The sequence below is a fragment of the Paenibacillus glycanilyticus genome, from assembly GCF_023715145.1.
In the GTDB taxonomy this organism is placed as follows: domain Bacteria; phylum Bacillota; class Bacilli; order Paenibacillales; family Paenibacillaceae; genus Pristimantibacillus; species Pristimantibacillus glycanilyticus_A.
Window position 1 is genome coordinate 34,915 of record NZ_JAMBNP010000001.1, and the last position, 19,918, is coordinate 54,832.

A 19,918-nucleotide genomic window follows, 5' to 3' on the forward strand; every position below is an offset into this window, starting at 1 on the left:
TAATTTAATATTGCATAAGTGCTGCCAAATCATTCAATGGTCAGGTAAGCTTGCAGTAAATCCGAATCATTTAACTTAAATCAGATTATCGAAATTAATCAGCAATACGACTAATCCAAAAATGAACAATAATATCGGCATCATCATTTGTTTTACACTGTCGTGAATTTTTATATGAGTTAGAATAGCTCCGATCATCGTAAGAACAATAATCAAACTGCCCCATGCAGCCAATGTCACATTCCAGATACCAACGATAACCAAAATCCCTGAGATGACTTCAATAATTCCTGTAAATATTCTAAACCAACCCGGATAACCATAATGACTAAATCCTTCAACCATCTGTTTCGATCCGAACTTCATAAACCCAAACATCAAGAATCCTAATCCCAATATAACCTGAAGTATAATGGATAAAATATGCATGACTTTCTCTCCCTTGTCTCTAGCTTACTAACCCTATCCTAGGCACTTTTATTTATTTTTCATGGTTTTCCCGCTCAGCAGATCAGCCTTCGTTATTGGCTTCCCATTTTGCAACCTCTTCCCGTACCCGCGGCGCAACTTCTTTGCCCAATAATTCAATAGCTTTCATGACATCCTCATGCGGCATGGTACCAACCGGAAGGTGCAGGAAAAACCGAGTGAAGCCCAGCTGTTTGCGCATATGAATAATTTTATTGGCCACTGTTTCAGGATCACCGACGTACAATGCACCCTCTAAAGTGCGTGATGCATCAAATTGTGAACGGGTATACTGCCCCCAACCGCGCTCTTTACCGAAATAGTTAAACGATGCTTGAGTAGGTGGGAAGTATTTATCAACCGCTAGTGAGGTACTCTCCGCCACAAATCCCAATGAATGCACGGCAACCGGTAATTTCGATACATCATGACCTGCACGTGCAGCTGCTTTCTTATATAGCGGTACAAGCGGAGCAAAATGCATTGGGCTCCCTCCAATAATGGCCAGAACTAATGGCAGGCCAAGCACTCCTGCGCGAATAACCGAATCCGGATTGCCTCCGCTGCCAAGCCATACCGGTAGCTGGTCCTGAACTGGACGCGGGTATACACCCAAATCCGTAAAGGCTGGCCGGAACCCTCCTCTCCAGGTTACCTTCTCCGAGTCCCTTAATAGTAATAAGAGCTCCAGCTTTTCCTCGAAAAGCTCATCGTAATCCTTCAGATCATAGCCAAACAACGGGAACGCATCGACCATTGAACCTCGGCCCGCGATAATCTCGGCACGACCATTCGAAATGCCGTCAAGCGTAGCGAACTGCTGGAACAAACGTACCGGATCCGCAGCTGACAGCACGGTAACCGAGCTGGTCAAGCGAATCCTTTTGGTCATGGGCGCTGCCGCCGCCAATATGACGGCAGTAGCGGAGTCCCCGAACTCTTTGCGATGATGCTCGCCAACCCCAAACACATCGAGTCCAACCTTGTCAGCAAGAACGATTTCTTCTATAACCTCACGCAAACGCTGACCATGACTTATGGTCTCTCCAGTATTAATATCCGGAGTTGTTTCAACGAATGTATCTACACCAATTTCCATATTAAAAACCTCCTGCATTATCATTATGATTTGGTATTGCCTGCACGATCCTTGATCCCATATCCGATGTTCTTCAGCACTCGAATAAGCTCGAGCTTCTCTTCATCCGTTGCAAAAGATAAATTGTCAGAAATTAATTGAGCATGCTTGGGGAAAATATCATCAAAGTTACTTCGCCCTTCAGCAGTCAATGTCACATTTGTTTTTCGCCTGTCACCCGGGATGGGAAGCCTTTCCACAAGCCCCTTCTTCTCAAGCTTATCGACCACGTAAGTGATACTTCCGCTTGGAATGGAGAAGGTATCGCTTATCTTCTGGATTGGCTGTGGTCCTTTATTATAAAGAAGCTCCAAAATTTGAAAGGTCTCTCCGCTGAGGCCATGATTGTCAATATCACGTTCTAAGCTCGCATACAGCTCTTTCACCATATTTCTTAATACGCGTATTAGCTTTAAATCAAGTTCCTTGCCTTGAGAATCGCGTTGTGTCAATTTTCATCCCCCTATCTGGCCTGATAATTAGGTCGTAAGACCGCAAGTATCATATCTGCAATAGTATTCCACCAACCCGGGTGTAACAAAAATTTTTATTAGGATGAATACGGCCATTCAATATCCTAATATTAGTTATTCTAATCTTAGGATAAAAATCTGTCAACCTGTAATCAACAGGAAAATCTAAAGTAATCCTAAACGCACAGACAAAAAACCGGACCCATCTCCATCGGAGAATCGATCCGGTTTTCTATATTCCTCTATTATTCTCGATATGCTTGGTTCATCACAAGTTGAGAATATCAATGCTTGCTGACCACACGCACACCTTCAGTCTTATTCCTGCTTACAAAAACGCCCCGGTAGATCGCGAGAATCCCAACGAGAATAATCGCCAGAACCAGATACAGATTGCTAAATGCATAGGTAGCAGCGTTCGTATGCCATGGTAGCCAGCTCACTGCTGCGCCCTGGTCCATAATCTTTCCGTAGATCCCCGTCGATACAGCGCCGGACAGGAAGTTGCATAAGGTCATCATCCCCATGCCAACGCCAACCTGATCCTTCGGGATACTGCGGGAGATCGTATTGGAGAGCGCAATCTGCATGAACATCAATCCCACATTTCCGATTGTATAAATAAAGCCGATCCATACGGCATGACTTCCAACGAAAAAGGCTAGCAAGAAGAAGCAGCTGAACAGGAATAGAGAAGCGATATGAAAGACAAAGGAATTCCCCTTCGAATCCGCCAATTTGCCGACTTTTCTTCCAAGATAAGCGGATACGCAGGCACCGGGAACCATGACGAAGCCAATCCAGCCAGGCTCTAGACGATTGATATCCGCCAACAGTTGAGGCGTCAGGAATGGCAAGGCATAACTCACGCTCATGACAAGCGCGGCAATCGTTAATCCCGTTAAATAAACGCGGTCTCTCATAAGTGTCCTGGAGATGAATGGATCAGATGCCAGGCGAATACGCAAAAAGAAACCTATAAGCACCAAAGCGCTGCCTGCTGCCATCCACCAGTTTCCTTGCGTAATCGCAAGCAGCAACAAAGCTACCGTACCTGCCAGAAGACATCCTCCCAGCCAATCGATGCGCCCAGCTGATTTTATCTCCGTACTCAGATACTTACGATAGAACGGCAGCGTGAGCAGGATGAGCATGGGAATCGCAAACAGCCACCTCCAGTGGACAAGCGACACGAGCAGCGAGGACACAATCGGCCCAATAGCATTTCCCAAGGCCAAGCCGGTAGCCGATATCCCGAGCGCATGACCTCTTCTCTCCGGCGGAAAATATCGAACAGGAATTAGCATCGCTAACGCCGGGATGACTGAAGCTCCAACCGCTTGCATCATTCTTGCCGTCAGCACGAACGTGTAGGATCCGGCGAGCAGCCCAAGAAGCGAGCCGGATGCGAATACAAGCAAGCCGAACGTAATCAGATGCTTGGCTTGATATCGATCAAGCAGCTTGCCGTAGAGAACGGAACCAACCGCGTATATGAGCAGGTATGCGGTCGATACCCAACTGACCTGAGCGACTGAGAGCTCGTAATCTGCCCGAATCTCCGGGAGCACGATGTTAAACATCGTAGCGCTCATGGAGGATAGTATGAGTGTGAACGCCAGAAGCCGAATTAGAATGTTCCCATTCAGGGGTGGATTGGAATTTATTTGTTCTGAGGCCATAGTGATCTCCCTTCTGCTTATCTTTACATGATCCACTATACCCTTCCAGATTGATAAATGATAATATATATTATTATATGAAATCATATACTTTAGTATATGAAACGAATAGATGATCAGATTTTGGAGGGTGTGACCATGGAACTGCTTCAGCTTCAATATTTTCGCACGGTAGCGAAATACGAACACATGACAAAAGCAGCCGAGGAGCTTCGAATCGCTCAGCCTGCGCTTAGCAAGACGATATCGCGTCTCGAAGAAGATGTCGGCGTTCCTCTGTTTGATCGGCAGAATCGGCAAATCCGTTTGAATCGCTTTGGCAAAGCCTTTTTGCAGCAGGTGGAGACCGCGCTGGGAGCATTGGACGAAGGACGGCGGGAACTAACGGATATGCTGGAAGCAGAGCAAGGAACGATTAGACTTGCCACATCTACGCTGAATCGTCTCTCCTCCTCCATAAGCGCATTCCGCAAGGAGAACCCGGAGATCCTGTTTCGCGTCGTCCAGATTCCTCCTGCCTCTTCAAGCGACATGATCTCCCTACTGGAGAGAGGCGATGTTGATCTCTGCTTCATTGCCGCGCCTCTTAATCAACCTTGGATTCGTGAACAAATCGTATTGAAAGCAACCGTCAATCTTGCTGTTCCGATTACCCACCGATTAGCGGCGAGAGACAGTATTTCTTTAGCCGAGACGGAGAATGAAGCATTCATCGAGTATCATGCCGAGCATCCTTTCCGTCATATCAACGACAGATATTGCGAAGCTGCAGGAATCTCGAGAAACGTAATCTGCGAGGTGGATGAGCCGTCTGCCTTATGGAGCCTTGTCCAAGCGGGACTTGGCATCGCCTTTGTCCCTCATAATACGAATGAAGATCCAAATGTTAAGCTGCTCAGCATTGAATCGCCGGCTTGTGAGCGCGAGTTCTCGATTGCCTGGAATGAGAAGCGGTATTTGCCGCGGGCCGCTAAGCAGTACATGGCGTTCCTCGGGACATATTTTCAAGCGGAGTCATCCGGGGGATAAGGAAACGGGCCGTTAAGAGGAAAAACAAAAAAACCGGTTCGAACTCCCAGGGAGATCCGATCCGGTTTATGTTTATTTAGGAGCGCCGTCTGCGCCAGCCAAAGACCTTTACATGAACGATAGCTCTGGTCGACCAATGGGCAAATAAATGAAGACAAATAAAGAGCAATACTAACGGTTTAAACAAGAGCCAGCATACGGCCCACATGACAAATATTTGCCATGGCTTCATTTTGCGGAATAATTTATTAGGCCACAAACAGATCCGGTACAGCACATATTGATGACGAAGGGACTCCAGGTACTCGTCCTGGTATTGCTTCTCGTCCGGATTGAGGCGCACCGCGCTGCGCATGTACGTCTCCTGCAGCTTATAATCACCTCGCCGCGCAGCCGCCCAGGCGAGATACATCAGAACGATAGGCTCCTCAGCGCCATAGCGGAGTGCTTCGCGTTCTATTTCTCTCGATCGATGATCTTGTCCAAGCAAGGCTTGCGTGTAGCTAAGAATAGACAAATATTGCGGGTTCTCGGAATCCAGCTCCAGAGCCGTCTCGATTTGCTCCTTCGCTTCCGAGAACTTGCCCTTCTTGTTCAGTTGGTTGGCCTGCAGATAATAATAATGAGCCTCGTAAGGATCAATCCTCAGCGCTTCCCGGATCGCCTCGTCAAAGGCAGCCTCATTGCCCGTCTCATAATAAACGGAAACACGGACATACCAGCCTAAATGATGCTCGGGGTCCCGTCTTAACGCTTCCTCTACCCAATGCTGGGCTTTCTGGTAATCTCCCATCAACGCGCAAATCTGCGCATATAAGGCATACGGATCCGGATCGTGAGGATCTTCCCGCAACAGCTTCTCCGTCTCGGCTAATGCTTCCTTATACCTCTTCCAGGACATCAGCTGATACACGGCACTATAGGCTGTAGGAGAGCTTGGGGTCATTGTCTCTTCTACCATAGAATCCTCCTGCCGTAAAAACTATTTGATGCCATGCTTCTTCGCATAATCAAGCACGATCTGATAATCGCCGTTCACATCGCTGAAGGTGGCATAGTTTCTTGCTGTCGCGAACCACTCAATCGTAGTCGCCTTCCTTGCTTTAGCCGATTTCCGAAGATCATCCTGCGTAATCGGCTGAATTTCTCCCGTCTCGAAGGTACGCTCCATGGCGGACGTGACGGCATCATTTACGACCTGCTCCAGATCCGCGCCAGAGAACAGCCTGGTCTCGGCTGCCAGCTTGCCAAGATTCAAGGCATTCGTAGGCTTGCCCGCCAGCTTAAGCTGCATAATCGTTGTCCGCTCTTCCTCTTCCGGAGGCGGCACGAATACAAGATGATTGAAACGACCAGGGCGGCGCAAGGCGGAATCCAGATACCACGGCGTATTGGTTGCCCCAATAACAAACACCTGGTCATTGCCGGATTGCAGCCCGTCCAGCTCGGTCAGCAGCTGATTGACGAGCATCCGCTCATGATGCTGCCGCATTTGATGACGGCTTCCTCCCATGGCATCCAGCTCATCAATGAATATCACGCAGGGCTTGTTCTCCCGGGCTTTCTGGAACACGTCATGGAGGTTATGCTCGCTTTGCCCGACATACATCCCCAGAATGGCCTGCAGCTCGATATGGATGAAATTCGCGTCAATCTCACCGGCCACTGCACGAGCCAGGAAGGTCTTGCCGCATCCGGGAGGTCCAAACAAGAGCAGGCTGCCGCCGGCTTCCTTGCCATATGCTTTGAAGATTTCAGGCTGCTTCAGAGGCAGAATAAAGTTCATCCGAATCTTCTTCTTCACCTCTTCAAGGCCGCCGACGTCTTCGAAGGTTTCCTTCGGTTTATCCGTCTCGACAAAGGATTGTTCATCCTTGCTGAACTGCATAAGCTTCAGCTTATTCCTGCGTCTTTCCGATAGTTCATCATAATCCGACATTCTCGATTCCTCCTTCACCCTCTATATTGAAAATAGTACCATAATCATTTCAAGGTTTGTTTTACTTTCTCATGAAGTTGAACGAAAGCCTCTCTCAGTCGGTCCTTCGGAACAAATGAATAACGGTCTCCGAGGCTTACTTCGTAATAAGAAGCGCCTTCTCCCGTGTCGCGCACGCTGCCGGTCAAGCCTATCCCGGTCTCTTCGTATACGGCGATCAGAATCTTCTCGAATGTCTCTTTCGGCAGAGCCGCATGAACATGGAACATATTGGATACCGGTACTACCGGTCGAGTCTCGACGCCTTCGATGCCGTTATTGTACATCCCGGCTAATTCGACGGCAGCTTTATAATACTGCTCCATCTTAGACAGCCTTTCGTCAAAGGCTTGATCCGCGTTAAGAATATAAGGGTAGAGGCTGATCAAGTCGCCGCCATGACGACGTTTCCAGATCTTCGATTGACTCGCGAATGCTTCCTCTCCGGCAAGAATGGCCCCGGCAATTCCTCCGATCCCTTTGTAGAAGGACACGTACACGCTGTCAAACAAAGCGCAGACTTCGGCGGCCGTCTTGCCGTAGTACGGCAAAATCTCGTAAAGTCTTGCCCCGTCGAGATGCAACTTAATGCCTTTCGCACGGCAATGGGCAGCAATGGCTTCCAGCTCTTCAAATGCAGGCAGCTGTCCTCCGATTTCCCGCTGCGGCAGCTCAAGCAGCAGACAAGCCATATCGTCATCCATGCTCTGAACATCCTGGAGTGTGATTAGCCGGTCTTTGTCCGCCAGAAGCACGGGCTCCAAATGATGAAGCTCCCTCAGGCCGTCCTGCTCATGAATCTCCAGATGGCATAATGGATGATAAGCAACCTTCCTGCTACCCTTCTCATCGCACCATTGACGCAGCGCAATCTGTTGGGCCATCGTTCCGCTTGGGAAGAAGACAGCGGATGGCTTGCCCAGGTAGGCCGCGATTTTCGCCTGAAAATCCTCGATTACTTTTCCCGTTCCGTATATATCGCTATCGATCTCGCCTTGAAGATGATCGAATGTATCCTTTAATACTTGAACATTACGCTTTCCATGTCCCAGAACCGGATATTCTGCCGTGTTATAAGCTTCAAGAAGTGTCTTCACCATTTCAATTTCCTACCTTCATAATCTACATATTCGCATTCCATCGCGGAAGCTTCTCTTCCTATGGCTGAATGAATGACCTTCGTAATACCTGCCGCAGACTGCTTGGGTGTCAGCTCTGCCGCTTCATCCAGCTTGCCTTGCATATGCGTCTGCACCCAGCCCGGATGAATGACCAGCACACGTCCGCCTTGAGGCTTAAGGCCGTTATGTATAAGCTTCGATTGCATATTGACCGCCGCTTTGGACATGCAGTAAGCATACCAGGCATCTCGCCAGCAGTCTGCAATGCTACCTGCTTCCGAGGAAATATTGGCGATCAGCTTGGAATCGCTTTGCAGGAGGAGCGGCGTAAAGGTCTGGCTCATGCGCAGGCTGCCCAAGGCATTAACGTTGAATACGCTCAGCATTTCTTCATATTGAAGCTCATCGTGAATGGTATTTCCAATTTCTCCCAGGATTGCCGCGTTATTTATAAGTACATCAAGCCTATCGGTTCTCGACTCTACCCATTCAAAGGCCTGCTTGACGCTTGTTTCACTTGCTACATCAAGCGGAAACACCGACAGCTGCTCGCCATATTCCTTCTGCAGCTCCTGCAATCCGGCGCTGTCGGCATATTGTCCGGCGAATACCCGGCTGCCGTCCTGCAGCCACTGTGCAGTGAGCGCTAAACCGACACCGCGATCCGCTCCCGTCACCAACATCGTTTTGACCATCTGTATCCCGTCTCCTCTCCGTGCCTGCACAGGCATGTCCTAAGTATAGCATACAACCTCCCGCATGAAATCGATTACGGAGGCATATCGAAAAACCGCTGCCAAATGCGGCAGCGGTTTCTCCTCTTACTCTTCTTCCTGCTTGTTGCTCTCTGCCTGCTCCGCTGCTTCCGGACCGTGATCTGCTTCGGCGTCATGGGCGGCGGCGATCTTCAGCCTGTACAGCTCCCTGTAGTTCTGCAGAAGAGTCGTTTCCTGTTCATGGATAAGTGCAGTTAGCTGCTCAATTCTCATATCCAGGGACACGCCATGCTCCAGTACCACGTCCTCTTCAAAAGGAGGCTCGTAGATTAACGTCTTGTTGCACCCGAAGGTGGATTCTGCCCAATGGTTGGCGTCATCCTTGCTGCTATGCTTATAGATTTCCACATACGTATCAAATAGCGCATTAACGGCTTTTCGACAATCCCAGCCTAGAATCACAAGACCTTCTTTGGCCTTGTTCACCGCACGCATAAGCTGGAAGTCGTTTAGTCTTCCGCGTTCGGCCTCTACACGGTCAATCTCCGCGACGAATACTGGATATGCGCGGCAAAATAATGCGGCAGCAGCGAAAAATTCCTCCTGCGGAATGTTTGTGGCATCCTGCTGCGGTTTGGAAGCTTGCTCCATTTTGTCGTCATTCCCCTCTTGCGATACTTCTTTATCCGGGCGATTAACCCGATTCTAAAAGTATATGTAACAACGGGTGATGAAGCAAGCATCTCCTCGCCATGACTTTGCCTGCGGATTCGTATATAATAGACCAAGTATCGATGTACATAGAAAGCTGGTGCTTAAATGAACGGACGTAAGGCAGTTTATATTGTAGTTGGAATCTGTGTAGCTCTTGCATTATTCGTATATTGCTGTATCCAATATGTCGTTAATGCGGCGCATTCGAGCTGAATGCGCCTTTTTTATTGCCTATTCTTGTTGACTGACTAATCCCAAGGATGTGCTACCGTCAGAAAATCCGCGAATTTCTTGCTTTCCTCGCGGCGAATCCGCCGCATTTCGGCGCGATGAGGAGCTGTCTCATACAGCTTGAATTCCTCTTCCGATTCCGGAATGACCTTCGGCACCGGTACGGGACGCCTGTTCTCGTCCAGCGCAACGAAGGTCAGGAAGGACGTTGCCGCGACATCGCGGTCCCCGCTTAACAAATCCTCTTTAATGACCTTAACGAACACCTCTACGGAAGTTCGCCCCGTCCAAGTAACGAAGGACTCGAGACACACGGAATCGGAAGGCCGGATCGGATACAGGAAGTCAACGGAGTCGGTTGAGGCCGTAACGACCGCACGCCGGCAATGCTTGGTTGCCGCTATAGAAGCAATATCGTCGATATAAGCCATCAGCTTGCCGCCAAATAACGTATTGTGGTTATTCACGTCCGTAGGAAAAATTCTAGACGTTTTATAACATCTGGATTCGCGAGAATATCGTTGTTCCATATCGGGGCCATCCTCTTCTCTTCGCTTTTCTTTTAGGTACTCATTGGTCTTTCATCCGCGAGTGCGCGTTCATGAAGCTTACGGCGCCAGAAACACGGACAGCATTTGACGCAGCGCCTGATCCGCATCCACTTCCAGGCAGAACGTAATTTCTCTCCCGACCTGCGGATTAACCCGGCGATCTGTGATGATCATGCCCGCCGTGAGACCATGTCCGCAGTCAATATCGGCACGCATAACTCTGGTATTCACGAGAGAGGGATTCACTGCCACCAGCACGGCTAGCGGATCATGCATTGGACACTCCCCGAGGTATTGATTCTGTTCCAGGTAAAAGGTGAAATATTTCTCCAAGGCCGTATGTAAAAAATCAACGATAGGCTGCTTGTCCTCTGGAGCCAGCCGGCGCAGCTGATCGAGATGAGTGCGCGACAATCTCGTCTGAAGCGTAACATCCAATCCTACGATCGTAAGCGGCAGCTCCGAGCGGAAGACTTGCTGTGCCGCCTCCGGATCTCCCCACAGGTTCGCTTCGCTGACCGGCGTTACGTTGCCGGGGGCAAATACCGTTCCGCCCATCACTACGACGTTTCGGATCTTGCTTGCAATAGACGGGTCCATAGCCACCGCCAACGCCAGATTGGTCATTCGTCCTACCGTTACGACAACAAGCTCACCGGGAAGCTCATGTGCTTTACGGACGATAAATTCCGCGGCGGATTCCTTGAGAGGCTGTTGCTCAGTTGGCGCAAGCTTCGCATCGCCAATCCCGTTATGACCGTGAATATGCGGAACCGGACCCGCGTAATCCCGCTGCAGCGGACCTGCTGCGCCTGCCGCTACCGGAACCTCATATCCGCAGTTCGCCAGCTTAATGAGCCGCAGCGTATTCTCGGTTGCCTGCTCCACATGAATATTGCCAAATCCGGTTGTTAACCCTTCCACGTGAATGTCCGGTGACAGCAAGGCATACAGAACGGCCAGCGCGTCATCGATCCCTGTATCTACATCCAAAATAATTCGTGTTTTACCGTTCATTGCTTATTCCTCCTGTTGTATGAATCACAAACTCTATTGTAATCGAATTCGACAATTTTTGCTTTTAATTAGGACAACTATTGTTCCCGGCACATAAAATTTATTGATTCATTTGTGAATAACGCTTTAGCCGCTTGCGCAAAAGAGCCAAGACTTCTCATCAGTCTTGGCTCTTTACCTTGTTATTTATATAATTTTCTTCTGCGTTGTCTTACATACATGATCCGGGCAGACAAGAGCATAAAGAGGAGCATGACCGACCAGGCAATCGTTATTCCCAAGCTCCAGCCGGAAGCTTTGTGCGTTCGAGTCGTTCCGTTCAGCGGATCAGACTTTGTGATGGAAGCTATCTGAACCTCCGCCTGCTCTGCTAGCGGAACGATGGGCACTAATGCCGCAGCCGTCTCAGACGGGCTATAGACCTCCGAGGACTGGACGTAAGCTCTTCCGCTCGAATCAACGGCTACGGTTGGAACCACACCATCCTTCATGGTCACCCAGAATGGCTTGTCGGCGATAAACTCCATCGATTTGCCGGTATCCCGCGTCACAAACGTGCGTTTCTCATCCTCGGCCATATATTGCGAGCTCGTATAATGGGCAAACCCATAATCGAGCAGATTGGCCATATCCGTATACACGCCTGCATCCGTATCGCCTTTAAGTATTACCCCGATAAGCTCCATATCCCCGCGTTCAGCGGCGGATACCAAGGTATAGCCGGCTGCCTGCGTAAATCCGTTTTTCACGCCGATGGCACCTTCGTAGCTTTTTAGCATTTTATTATGATTTTCGAGCTTGGAGACCCATTCCTGTCCGACCCACGGCCTCGACTTGGTGGCCACAACTTGACGGAACTGTTCGTTCTCCATCGCATATTGCGCGATCTTAGCCATATCCCTTGCCGTCGTATACTGATTCTCATCGGGCAGTCCGCTTGGATTCACAAAGTTGGTATCCCAAGCTCCCAGCTTGCGGACAAACTCGTTCATGCGCTGGGCGAACTGCTCATTCGTGCCGTCAATATGCTCGGCGATAGCGGTAGCCGCATCGTTCCCCGAGTTGATCAGCATCCCCTCGATCAGATCCAGCATCGGCTTCTGCTCGCCTTCCGCCAGATAGATCCGGGTCCCGTCTTCGCCGCGCGCGTTCTTCGAGACCGTCACGATATCGGCAGGATCCGATTGCTCCAGGGCAATAATGCCGGTAACAATCTTCGTAATGCTTGCCGGATACAAACGCTCGGTTTCGTTTTTGGCGAAAAGCACTGCGCCGGACTTGGCGTCAATCAGAACGGCTGATTCCGAATGCGGCATTTCGGGCAGCTGCTCGGCAGGCTGCTGGGTCTGATCCTCGGCTGGCTGCACAGACTCTTCCGCAAATACGGGTACTGGCGATAGTAATGCGAGAATAATGAACATCATTGCAATCAGGCCTTGAAGTGGTCTCATAATTCCCCTCTTTATCCTCATGTAGTCAAACGCGACCGTTCTACTGCTATATATCGGGCGACTGCATCCTCATTGCTGTTGCCGATGATGGAATCCGCCAATTGTTTTATTTGCTCATGGGCATCGGCGACGGCGATTCTGGTGCCTGCCGCGCGGAACATGCCAAGATCGTTCAGGTTATCTCCGAATACGGTTACATCTTCAAGCTCTGAGCCGACAAGCTTCGCCCATATTCGCGCGCCCTCCCCTTTGTTCGCCAGGGGATGACTCATTTCGAGAAAATAATGATCTTTAATATACGCGTCTTTTATGAACTGAATATGAACAAGCCCGCCAAATTGCTGCTCGACCGTCAGCTTCAAGGGCTGAAGCTCCTCGTATAACCCAATGTATGTCAGGATTAGAGGGCGGTAAGAATCATCGACCTTTAGATTATCCATTTCCTGAAAACGGGGATCATCCGGTCTGCTGTTATAGAAATCCACTTCCCCGCTCCGGTACAGCTTCTCATGAAGCACCTTTTCCCGATCCCGTTCATCCAGCGCAAATACAAGCGGCATCAGCCCGTATAGCCGTCCCGCTTCCATAATATCATTCGATAGTTGCGGACTAAGCCAATTCCCCTCAATGACCCGCTTCGCAATCGGATCAAAGATCATTGCTCCATTATACAATACAACCGGATAACGCCAAGGAATAATGGAAGTGACACGCTCGGAGCTCATATAGCTTCTTGCCGTTGCGTAGCTCACGATCGTACCCGCTTCGAGAGCTTCCTTCAACTGAGCTACCGTATAATCCGATAATGACTGATCGGTACGCAGCAGAGTCCCGTCAAGATCCGTTAAATAGCAGGATGGCATGCATGATTTCCCCTTACGAATTGGATTTCCATACGAGGTAAAAATGAGGATTGTTTTCAGGCGATATTCATATTACAATCCGTCTATTATGAATAATTTTTCGTAAATTATATTACCTTCTTAAAGGAGAAATAGCAATGAATTCAAAAGAAATGGAACAGATTATCATAGAAAGATACAAACAGGATGAAGATACAATGATTCTCGTGTTCGCTCAATGGTGCGTAAATCATGGGCTCGATGCCGTGGAATTGTATTCGAGGGCCTATCCGCGTCAAGCCGGAAACGTTCGTCTGCTGGAGGCAATGACTGTAACGGCTCCCAAGGAGCAAGCTGGCGATATTGATGATGCTACCGTGCTGCAGGTGCTCTCTTTGTTTGGCAATGAGGAGCTTGCGTTTGTGGTGTCCGAGGAAATCGACCGCCGTCCCCGGAGGAACCGTTAGGAGCCAGGTACGGAACGAAAGCACATTATGGGAATGGGAAAATATAGATAACCAAACTTTTACAAACGTACTGCTATTACATAAATATAATTATGTTAACCTATTATTGCTTAGTATCATAATGAAAAGCCCCAAATGGGGCTTTTCGTATTTGCGTGACTAAGTCACTGATAAATTTTATAAGCTTTGATAGGATCTGCTTAGCTCGTAATCTCCTAGATTAAACATTAATGAAGAACAATCAATGATCCCCCGTTTTTCGCCATGCATACTCGTCCGCCATCTCCCTCCTGGCCATGCACCATAACTTTATTTTACAATCGTTAAAATAAGAAAAATGCAACTATGATAAGATGAAATAGAGACGTTATGAATAAATGAAGGAAAGGAATTTTTCATGAGCGACAAAATAATGGTGATCGAAGATGAAAAGAAAATCGCTGATGCCATCTCCTATGCGCTGCAAAGGGAAGGCTATCTCGTCGATGTCGTCAATCGCGGAGACGCCGCTCTCAAGAGATTGCCTATCTTCCAGCCTGACGCCATCATTCTCGACGTTATGCTGCCCGGAATGGACGGCTACGAGATACTGAAGAAGCTTGGAGAAAAGGGCCGGCGAATCGGCGTTATTATGCTGACGGCCAAGGAAGATATCGTTAATAAAGTATTGGGGCTGGAACTTGGCGCCGATGATTATATAACAAAGCCCTTCGATATGCGGGAGCTGCTGGCCCGCCTGAAATCTTTGCTCAGAAGGATGCAAGCCGCCGAGGAAAAACAAGATGCAGCCGAGATCTCTCTAGGAGAAGTCGTTCTTCAGCTCAACAAGAGAACGGCCTACGTCGGAACGAGAGCTCTGGATTTGCCGCCTAAAGAATACGATTTATTGACGTTGCTTCTATCGAGCCCGGATCAGGTATTTACAAGAGAGCAGCTCCTTGACCGGGTCTGGGGCTTAGAGTATATCGGCGGCACGAGAACCGTAGATATCCACGTGCAAAGGCTTCGGAAAAAGCTGGGGGAAGAATACGGCAAAATGATTCAAACCGTCCATGGCGTAGGTTATAAAACCTTGGGAGGGTATCGTGAGAATTAGCATTAAGCTTAAATTCAGCGTCTTTCTGGTCTTCCTGCTGCTTCTTACGGTCTTCATCCTTAGCCTGCTCGTGCTCGAAGGCATCAAGAAAAATCAGCAGGCCCAGCTGGAGCAATTCTTCTCCCAACAGGCCGCAACCGCAAATGTCTATTTTATCCAAACGCTGATGGGGGAATCCCGCAAGGTACCGCAAACCTATCTGGCCTCCAATGGCCGGGATTTCGCGAGGCAGCTGGAGCTGATTACGGGACAATCGGTTGTGCTGTACGATCAGGAGGGAACCGTCCTTAGCTCGGATCCCCCTCTCGCCATGTCGGGCGGTATCCGCCAGACGTTGGACTTCGCCCTGAACAATAAGACGGCTTATCTCATCGAGAACGATTCGTTGTATTACTTTGCCCCCTTGCGGATCGGCGACGGGCAGGTTGGAGTCATTCAGTTCTATTACTCCTTAACGGACAACCTTGCTTTCTACAACCAGATCAAGCTGATGTTTATCTACATCGGCGCGAGCGTGTTTATTCTCAGCTTTATACTCGCTTATTTCTACTTCAATTCGTTCGCCAGCGGAATCATTAAGCTGAATAGGATCGTGGACCAGATTCGCGCCGGCAACTTGGTGTCCACCGTACTCAGACGCAAGGACGAAATCGGACAGCTGAGCAAAGGCATTCACATGATGAGCGAGCAAATCATGAAGACGATGCGGGATAAGGACGAGGAGCGCGAGAAGCTAGCCTTGGCCGTTCGCAAATTATCGCAGCTAGACCAGCAGCAAAAGCAGTTTATCGGCAACGTCACCCATGAGTTCAAAACCCCTCTAACCTCGATTAAATCGTATATTGATCTGCTCGATATGTATCCTGACGACGATAAGCTGCTGGACACCGCCAAAGCAAACATTCTGGGCGATACGCAGCGGCTATACGAGATGGTCGAAAAGGTGCTGCACCTGTCCGCCTTGGAGAAATACGAATTCGAATTCCACAAGGAGAAGCTGGACGTACGACAAGAGCTGTTAACGGTGCTGGATAGCCTAAAGGGGAAAATGGATAAGTTCGGCATTACGGTGGAGACCGATCTGATCGAGGCCTACGTGGATGCCGACAAGGAGCACCTCTCCATCGTGCTTATGAATCTGATGGACAATGCCATCAAGTATAACAAAACCAGAGGCCGCATTTTCGTGAAGACGGAGCTATCTGCTGATCAAGTCATTATTGAAATTGCCGATACAGGCATCGGGATTCCAAGTGACGTCGCCCACAAGATTTTTGATCCGTTCTTCACCGTCGATAGAAGCCGTTCCCGCGAAATCGGAAGCACCGGACTTGGCCTCTCGCTGGCTAAGCAATACACGGAATCTCAGGGAGGCTCCCTCACCCTCGTTCATACCGATTCGGAAGGCACCTTGTTCCGTATCGTATTCCCTGCCTATGGATCATCAGAAGCTTGATCATATCGATCAAGCCGCGAAAAAGGCGGCCCGTTCACTGCCCATAAGGCAACAGACGGGCCGCCTTCTTGCGGCTGTAGCTATCTTTGCAAGGAATAGTTAATCTCGACGATGCCGCTTCTGTAAGGCTTTGAGTTCCATTCCGTATAAACGAGCTTCTCGCCGGAAGGACTCCAAGCAGTGGTTACCGGTTCAACATCGACGGCGATTCGGGTAGACTTGTCGCTTAGCATATCGTACAGATAGAGTCCTTTTACCGTCGCCCCGCTCACATCGGCTTTCATGCCGTAGGCGATCATTCGCTGATCCTGCGACCACGAAATGCCGTTTAGCTCCGTTCCCTTGGCAATCGTTCTGACGATATTTCCGTTAATGTCGCATAGAAGGAGAGTCGTTCTGGAGCCGCTCGCCTGCAGAACCAGCATCTGGCGGCCGTCCGGCGAAGGAAGAGCTCTAATCACGTTGTCGAGGTTCAAGCTCTTCTGTTCCAGGCTGACTAAGTTCAGCGCCTTAAGCGAGGCGTCGTATTGCGTGTTGTAGTAGAGCGTATCTCCAACCTTCTCCACGATGTACAATCCCGTTTCATCCAGCTTGTCGACCCCCGTGATCTTGCCATCCACGGTCGCGGTATAAGCTCCTCCGTTGTAAGCCGTTCCTATAATCGTCTCTGAATCCGCCCATTTGGCGCTTACGGCTCCTCCGTTCGACTCCCCGGTCAGACGGAATGTGTCAAGAGTGTCCATATTCATGACCGAATAAATAGGGTCCCCTAGCGAGTATTCGGAATAGATCAGATGCTTTTTGTCGGGAGACAGCACGGCACTGCCTAAATGCGTATTTTCCTTTTGCTTCAACAGCGTGTATTGACGGGTATCGAGGTCGTACAGATATAGACTCCGGGGATAAGAATCCGCTAGCTCCGCGAGGGACATTTTATCGAGCGATTCGTTTTCCTTCGAGACGACTATCGTATTCTCATCAACCCAATCCATGACTTCCGCATGATCCAAATGCACCATATTCTTAACGGACACGCCGGGCTCGCCAGCCTGATTATTGGCATCGTCAATGACGGTTATCTTCGGAGTAGGCGAAGAAGAAGGATTGTTGTCTCCTGCCGAACATGCGGCAAACATGCAAGCAGCAGCTACGATCGGGATCATTTTTATTGCCGTAAGAAGTCGAATCATGGCCTTTCCTCCCATCTCCTTGATTGCCTAACAGCATTTGGTTGCGTATTACGTTTATTCTCCCCGTACCGTAGACAGAGAAACCCATAACTTTTCGCTGAAAGCCGAAGCTTCCTCTCCTTTCGGATTGCTTATGCGGAACAGGTATTGCTCTCCGGTCTCGGATTTCCACACGATATAATCCCTTATCCCTTCCGCGCCTGTAGACTGAAGATACAACTCGGCATGGCCAAGCGGATGCTCGACTAGCTCGCCGCTGTAATCGGATACTTTGCCGAACGCCTTCAATTCTTTTTCGGCGGATTCACGGAGCTGCTTCAAATCTTCGCCCTCCGGCAGACGCTTCATATCCGCGTAATAATCGTCGTTGGCCGCCAGACTCAGTCGGCCTGTCGCAGCGTCAAAGTCGAATCCCTCGAATGCATAGAAGGAGAATTGTTCCCCTTGTTTCAAGGCGGCGGTTGTCTCCCCCGTTCTCAGGTCAAAGCTTTGGGTTTGCGGACGATCCGTCTGGGAAGTCTGCTCCTCCGTAGCCGCCGGGGTTTCCGTTGCTGCCTGAGGAGTCTCAGCCGCGTTGTCTTCCTGGACGGGTGAAGCCGTCGGAGCGCTGCTCGAATTTTGCGTTGATGGTGTAGAGGAGGAAGACGGTTCAGTCCCTCCTGTCGAGCAAGCCGCAAGCATGCATACAGCGGCCATTACCGGGATCCATTTCATTGCTGTCTTAAGTTTAATCATGTTATTCTCTCCTTTTGTTATCTATGATTTCTATTCTTGTGTCAATCTTGTCTTAAGCCTTCGATTAAGCACATATAAAATGTATCAAAAGAATGTTCCAAAAATAGTAACAGATGTTTCGAAAATGTAAATAAAAGCGTCGGGAATATTGCGTTTGGATGCACAAGGTATCTATCGTGATTTGAGCCCGTATGCCGACCCCTATAAAAAAGGATTCAGCCCTTGAGCCGAACCCTTTTGTTCCAATTTATTAGACCGTGCCAGCGGGCATAAAAGCGATGTAGTAATCCGCGTAAATATGCGCTATAATAGACATGCGAACATATGTTTGATGCCAACAAAACAGTCACAGGAGGTCTAATGAAAGGCACGACTCATCTTACTATCGGCGTTGCGATAGGCGCTGCCGCTGCGGCCCATTACCCGTTTACCGTTGTAAACGCAGCTACCTATCTTGCCGTCGCCGCATTCTCCGCCTTAAGCGCCGATCTCGACGGACCCAGCCTGTTAAGCTCGAAAGCCGGCAAGCTGTCCAAATGGCTGCATGGCCTGCTGCTTTGGAGTGGATGGCTGCTAACGGCGGTTACGGCATACTTGTACTTAAGCGATCACTACATAGACATCCCGCTTGTCATCGCTTGTGCCGCCCTCCTGCTGCTCGGACTTGTCGTCCGGAGCGGCACGATCCGCAATGCGCTGGTCAGCGCGGTTGGCGGTGCACTGATCTATGGCGGATTGACCATGAACATGAGCTGGATGATTGGTTTTGGCGTATTTGTTGCTTGGGTGCCATGGCTGAAGCACCGCGGATTAACCCATACCGTATGGGCCGTTATCGCTTGGGGCGCCATTGCATGGGGTCTTGAGAAGCAGCTTCAGCTGGAAGGCATCATGTACATTGCCGTTGCCGGCTACCTGTCGCATCTGATTGCGGATACGTTAACGCCAAGCGGCGTGAAATGGCTGTATCCGCTCGTAAAGAAATCATTTAAGATACCGTTCTTGTAAAGTAAGGCCAAGCAATAGAAAAGACGCTTCATCACCAGGCTCTCACTTGGTTGAAGCGTCTTTCTTTATGCCGGATATTAACGAAGAAATACGATATTGTCATTGCGGCAGTCGATGGTAAGATCCTTTCCATCCATGTACCACGCATCATTTTCCTCCATATAGAACGTAATGCCGTCTTCAACGGTCTCGATCGCCGGATAGCGGGCCTTATCCTTCATAATGCCAAAGGCGAAGGCGTCTTCTCCGCCGCCGCTGTATCGGACGAAGATCCGCACGCTGTCATTGTTTTTAAAACCCCATTCTTGTTTGAAAAGTGCCGTTGCGGCAGGAGTAACGCTCATTTTCATCGGTCTTTCACCTCCTCTTCCTCGATCTTCACCCATAAGGTCCCGCTCCAGTGCACCCGGTCATCAAGAGCGATTGCTTCCTCCGTCTTGCTGCGGGGAACCGTTACCGGCTTACCCTCTATTTCAAGCAATACCCGATCTTCCTTGACTTCCAACACGATCCCTATCCGCTTGATTTTGCATGAATTCTGCTGTTGATTCATCA

At 49.4% G+C, this 19,918-nt stretch carries 22 protein-coding genes; 5 read left to right on the forward strand and 17 right to left on the reverse strand.

The genetic code is table 11. The features are described from left to right. Positions 1-75: 75 nt before the first annotated feature. The 4 genes from M3194_RS00200 to M3194_RS00215 form a co-directional block, all read right to left on the reverse strand. On the reverse strand, positions 76-429 hold the full coding sequence (locus M3194_RS00200; protein ID WP_251650998.1) for a DoxX family protein: 354 nt from the start codon (positions 427-429) through the stop codon (positions 76-78). Between the two features lie 82 nt (positions 430-511). Next, entirely contained in the window at positions 512-1,567 is a 1,056-nt protein-coding gene (locus tag M3194_RS00205; protein ID WP_251650999.1) for an LLM class flavin-dependent oxidoreductase, read from the reverse strand. A 23-nt stretch (positions 1,568-1,590) separates the two neighbouring features. Then, on the reverse strand, positions 1,591-2,058 hold the full coding sequence (locus M3194_RS00210; RefSeq protein ID WP_251651001.1) for a MarR family winged helix-turn-helix transcriptional regulator: 468 nt from the start codon (positions 2,056-2,058) through the stop codon (positions 1,591-1,593). Between the two features lie 305 nt (positions 2,059-2,363). Continuing rightward, a complete protein-coding gene (locus tag M3194_RS00215; protein ID WP_285889026.1) occupies positions 2,364-3,761 on the reverse strand; it encodes an MFS transporter in 1,398 nt (465 codons plus the stop codon). A 138-nt stretch (positions 3,762-3,899) separates the two neighbouring features. Between M3194_RS00215 and M3194_RS00220 the strand changes: the two genes are divergently transcribed. Beyond that, positions 3,900-4,790, forward strand: coding sequence for a LysR family transcriptional regulator (locus M3194_RS00220; RefSeq protein ID WP_251651003.1), 891 nt, complete (start codon positions 3,900-3,902; stop codon positions 4,788-4,790). A gap of 76 nt (positions 4,791-4,866) precedes the next feature. On the opposite strand, the gene M3194_RS00225 is transcribed toward M3194_RS00220, so the two are convergent. The 9 genes from M3194_RS00225 to M3194_RS00265 all read right to left on the reverse strand — a co-directional run bounded on the left by M3194_RS00225 (position 4,867) and on the right by M3194_RS00265 (position 13,432). After that, positions 4,867-5,751 (reverse strand): tetratricopeptide repeat protein, encoded by an 885-nt coding sequence (locus tag M3194_RS00225; protein ID WP_251651004.1) that lies wholly within the window; start codon positions 5,749-5,751, stop codon positions 4,867-4,869. Between the two features lie 21 nt (positions 5,752-5,772). Then, a complete protein-coding gene (locus tag M3194_RS00230) occupies positions 5,773-6,729 on the reverse strand; it encodes an ATP-binding protein (protein WP_251651006.1) in 957 nt (318 codons plus the stop codon). A 44-nt stretch (positions 6,730-6,773) separates the two neighbouring features. After that, the gene (locus tag M3194_RS00235) at positions 6,774-7,868 is read right to left on the reverse strand and encodes a threonine aldolase family protein (protein WP_251651007.1); all 1,095 of its coding nucleotides are present in this window, start codon (positions 7,866-7,868) and stop codon (positions 6,774-6,776) included. Beyond that, positions 7,862-8,584: an SDR family NAD(P)-dependent oxidoreductase gene (locus M3194_RS00240; protein WP_251651009.1), complete on the reverse strand. Its 723-nt coding sequence runs from the start codon at positions 8,582-8,584 to the stop codon at positions 7,862-7,864. The genes M3194_RS00235 and M3194_RS00240 overlap by 7 nt, the downstream gene beginning before the upstream one ends. A 126-nt stretch (positions 8,585-8,710) precedes the next feature. Beyond that, positions 8,711-9,256 (reverse strand): hypothetical protein, encoded by a 546-nt coding sequence (locus M3194_RS00245; RefSeq protein ID WP_251651011.1) that lies wholly within the window; start codon positions 9,254-9,256, stop codon positions 8,711-8,713. A gap of 311 nt (positions 9,257-9,567) precedes the next feature. Beyond that, on the reverse strand, positions 9,568-10,080 hold the full coding sequence (locus M3194_RS00250; RefSeq protein WP_251651013.1) for an acyl-CoA thioesterase: 513 nt from the start codon (positions 10,078-10,080) through the stop codon (positions 9,568-9,570). 78 nt (positions 10,081-10,158) lie between these two features. Next, positions 10,159-11,118, reverse strand: coding sequence for a nucleoside hydrolase (locus tag M3194_RS00255; RefSeq protein ID WP_251651015.1), 960 nt, complete (start codon positions 11,116-11,118; stop codon positions 10,159-10,161). Between the two features lie 182 nt (positions 11,119-11,300). Beyond that, the gene (locus tag M3194_RS00260) at positions 11,301-12,569 is read right to left on the reverse strand and encodes a D-alanyl-D-alanine carboxypeptidase family protein (protein ID WP_251651017.1); all 1,269 of its coding nucleotides are present in this window, start codon (positions 12,567-12,569) and stop codon (positions 11,301-11,303) included. Positions 12,570-12,586: 17 nt separating this feature from the next. Next, the gene (locus M3194_RS00265) at positions 12,587-13,432 is read right to left on the reverse strand and encodes an HAD-IIB family hydrolase (protein WP_251651019.1); all 846 of its coding nucleotides are present in this window, start codon (positions 13,430-13,432) and stop codon (positions 12,587-12,589) included. 137 nt (positions 13,433-13,569) lie between these two features. Between M3194_RS00265 and M3194_RS00270 the strand changes: the two genes are divergently transcribed. The 3 genes from M3194_RS00270 to M3194_RS31420 all read left to right on the forward strand — a co-directional run bounded on the left by M3194_RS00270 (position 13,570) and on the right by M3194_RS31420 (position 16,430). Continuing rightward, positions 13,570-13,878 (forward strand): hypothetical protein, encoded by a 309-nt coding sequence (locus M3194_RS00270; protein WP_251651020.1) that lies wholly within the window; start codon positions 13,570-13,572, stop codon positions 13,876-13,878. A 397-nt stretch (positions 13,879-14,275) separates the two neighbouring features. Next, positions 14,276-14,974: a response regulator transcription factor gene (locus M3194_RS00275; RefSeq protein ID WP_251651022.1), complete on the forward strand. Its 699-nt coding sequence runs from the start codon at positions 14,276-14,278 to the stop codon at positions 14,972-14,974. Then, positions 14,964-16,430 carry a sensor histidine kinase gene (locus tag M3194_RS31420; protein ID WP_251651023.1) on the forward strand — a complete coding sequence of 489 codons (1,467 nt, stop codon included), beginning with the start codon at positions 14,964-14,966 and terminating at the stop codon, positions 16,428-16,430. Before M3194_RS00275 ends, M3194_RS31420 begins: the two co-directional genes overlap by 11 nt. 80 nt (positions 16,431-16,510) lie before the next feature. On the opposite strand, the gene M3194_RS00285 is transcribed toward M3194_RS31420, so the two are convergent. Continuing rightward, positions 16,511-17,620 (reverse strand): hypothetical protein, encoded by a 1,110-nt coding sequence (locus M3194_RS00285; protein ID WP_251651025.1) that lies wholly within the window; start codon positions 17,618-17,620, stop codon positions 16,511-16,513. A gap of 54 nt (positions 17,621-17,674) precedes the next feature. Then, positions 17,675-18,355 (reverse strand): hypothetical protein, encoded by a 681-nt coding sequence (locus M3194_RS00290; RefSeq protein WP_251651027.1) that lies wholly within the window; start codon positions 18,353-18,355, stop codon positions 17,675-17,677. Between the two features lie 360 nt (positions 18,356-18,715). Between M3194_RS00290 and M3194_RS00295 the strand changes: the two genes are divergently transcribed. Beyond that, a complete protein-coding gene (locus M3194_RS00295) occupies positions 18,716-19,363 on the forward strand; it encodes a metal-dependent hydrolase (protein WP_251651029.1) in 648 nt (215 codons plus the stop codon). 77 nt (positions 19,364-19,440) lie between these two features. On the opposite strand, the gene M3194_RS00300 is transcribed toward M3194_RS00295, so the two are convergent. Both M3194_RS00300 and M3194_RS00305 read right to left on the reverse strand, forming a co-directional pair. Then, positions 19,441-19,713, reverse strand: coding sequence for a HesB/YadR/YfhF family protein (locus tag M3194_RS00300; protein ID WP_251651031.1), 273 nt, complete (start codon positions 19,711-19,713; stop codon positions 19,441-19,443). Continuing rightward, positions 19,710-19,916, reverse strand: coding sequence for a hypothetical protein (locus M3194_RS00305; RefSeq protein WP_251651033.1), 207 nt, complete (start codon positions 19,914-19,916; stop codon positions 19,710-19,712). The genes M3194_RS00300 and M3194_RS00305 overlap by 4 nt, the downstream gene beginning before the upstream one ends. Positions 19,917-19,918: the final 2 nt, after the last annotated feature.

Excerpts from the sequence above, each read along its gene's own strand:
- M3194_RS00200 (WP_251650998.1), bottom strand. The coding sequence starts at position 429 with ATGCATATTTTATCCATTATACTTCAGGTTATATTGGGATTAGGATTC.
- M3194_RS00205 (WP_251650999.1), bottom strand. The coding sequence starts at position 1,567 with ATGGAAATTGGTGTAGATACATTCGTTGAAACAACTCCGGATATTAAT.
- M3194_RS00215 (WP_285889026.1), bottom strand. The coding sequence starts at position 3,761 with ATGGCCTCAGAACAAATAAATTCCAATCCACCCCTGAATGGGAACATT.
- M3194_RS00220 (WP_251651003.1), top strand. The coding sequence starts at position 3,900 with ATGGAACTGCTTCAGCTTCAATATTTTCGCACGGTAGCGAAATACGAA.
- M3194_RS00225 (WP_251651004.1), bottom strand. The coding sequence starts at position 5,751 with ATGGTAGAAGAGACAATGACCCCAAGCTCTCCTACAGCCTATAGTGCC.
- M3194_RS00230 (WP_251651006.1), bottom strand. The coding sequence starts at position 6,729 with ATGTCGGATTATGATGAACTATCGGAAAGACGCAGGAATAAGCTGAAG.
- M3194_RS00235 (WP_251651007.1), bottom strand. The coding sequence starts at position 7,868 with ATGGTGAAGACACTTCTTGAAGCTTATAACACGGCAGAATATCCGGTT.
- M3194_RS00240 (WP_251651009.1), bottom strand. The coding sequence starts at position 8,584 with ATGGTCAAAACGATGTTGGTGACGGGAGCGGATCGCGGTGTCGGTTTA.
- M3194_RS00245 (WP_251651011.1), bottom strand. The coding sequence starts at position 9,256 with ATGGAGCAAGCTTCCAAACCGCAGCAGGATGCCACAAACATTCCGCAG.
- M3194_RS00250 (WP_251651013.1), bottom strand. The coding sequence starts at position 10,080 with ATGGAACAACGATATTCTCGCGAATCCAGATGTTATAAAACGTCTAGA.
- M3194_RS00255 (WP_251651015.1), bottom strand. The coding sequence starts at position 11,118 with ATGAACGGTAAAACACGAATTATTTTGGATGTAGATACAGGGATCGAT.
- M3194_RS00260 (WP_251651017.1), bottom strand. The coding sequence starts at position 12,569 with ATGAGACCACTTCAAGGCCTGATTGCAATGATGTTCATTATTCTCGCA.
- M3194_RS00265 (WP_251651019.1), bottom strand. The coding sequence starts at position 13,432 with ATGCCATCCTGCTATTTAACGGATCTTGACGGGACTCTGCTGCGTACC.
- M3194_RS00270 (WP_251651020.1), top strand. The coding sequence starts at position 13,570 with ATGAATTCAAAAGAAATGGAACAGATTATCATAGAAAGATACAAACAG.
- M3194_RS00275 (WP_251651022.1), top strand. The coding sequence starts at position 14,276 with ATGAGCGACAAAATAATGGTGATCGAAGATGAAAAGAAAATCGCTGAT.
- M3194_RS00285 (WP_251651025.1), bottom strand. The coding sequence starts at position 17,620 with ATGATTCGACTTCTTACGGCAATAAAAATGATCCCGATCGTAGCTGCT.
- M3194_RS00290 (WP_251651027.1), bottom strand. The coding sequence starts at position 18,355 with ATGATTAAACTTAAGACAGCAATGAAATGGATCCCGGTAATGGCCGCT.
- M3194_RS00295 (WP_251651029.1), top strand. The coding sequence starts at position 18,716 with ATGAAAGGCACGACTCATCTTACTATCGGCGTTGCGATAGGCGCTGCC.
- M3194_RS00300 (WP_251651031.1), bottom strand. The coding sequence starts at position 19,713 with ATGAAAATGAGCGTTACTCCTGCCGCAACGGCACTTTTCAAACAAGAA.
- M3194_RS00305 (WP_251651033.1), bottom strand. The coding sequence starts at position 19,916 with ATGAATCAACAGCAGAATTCATGCAAAATCAAGCGGATAGGGATCGTG.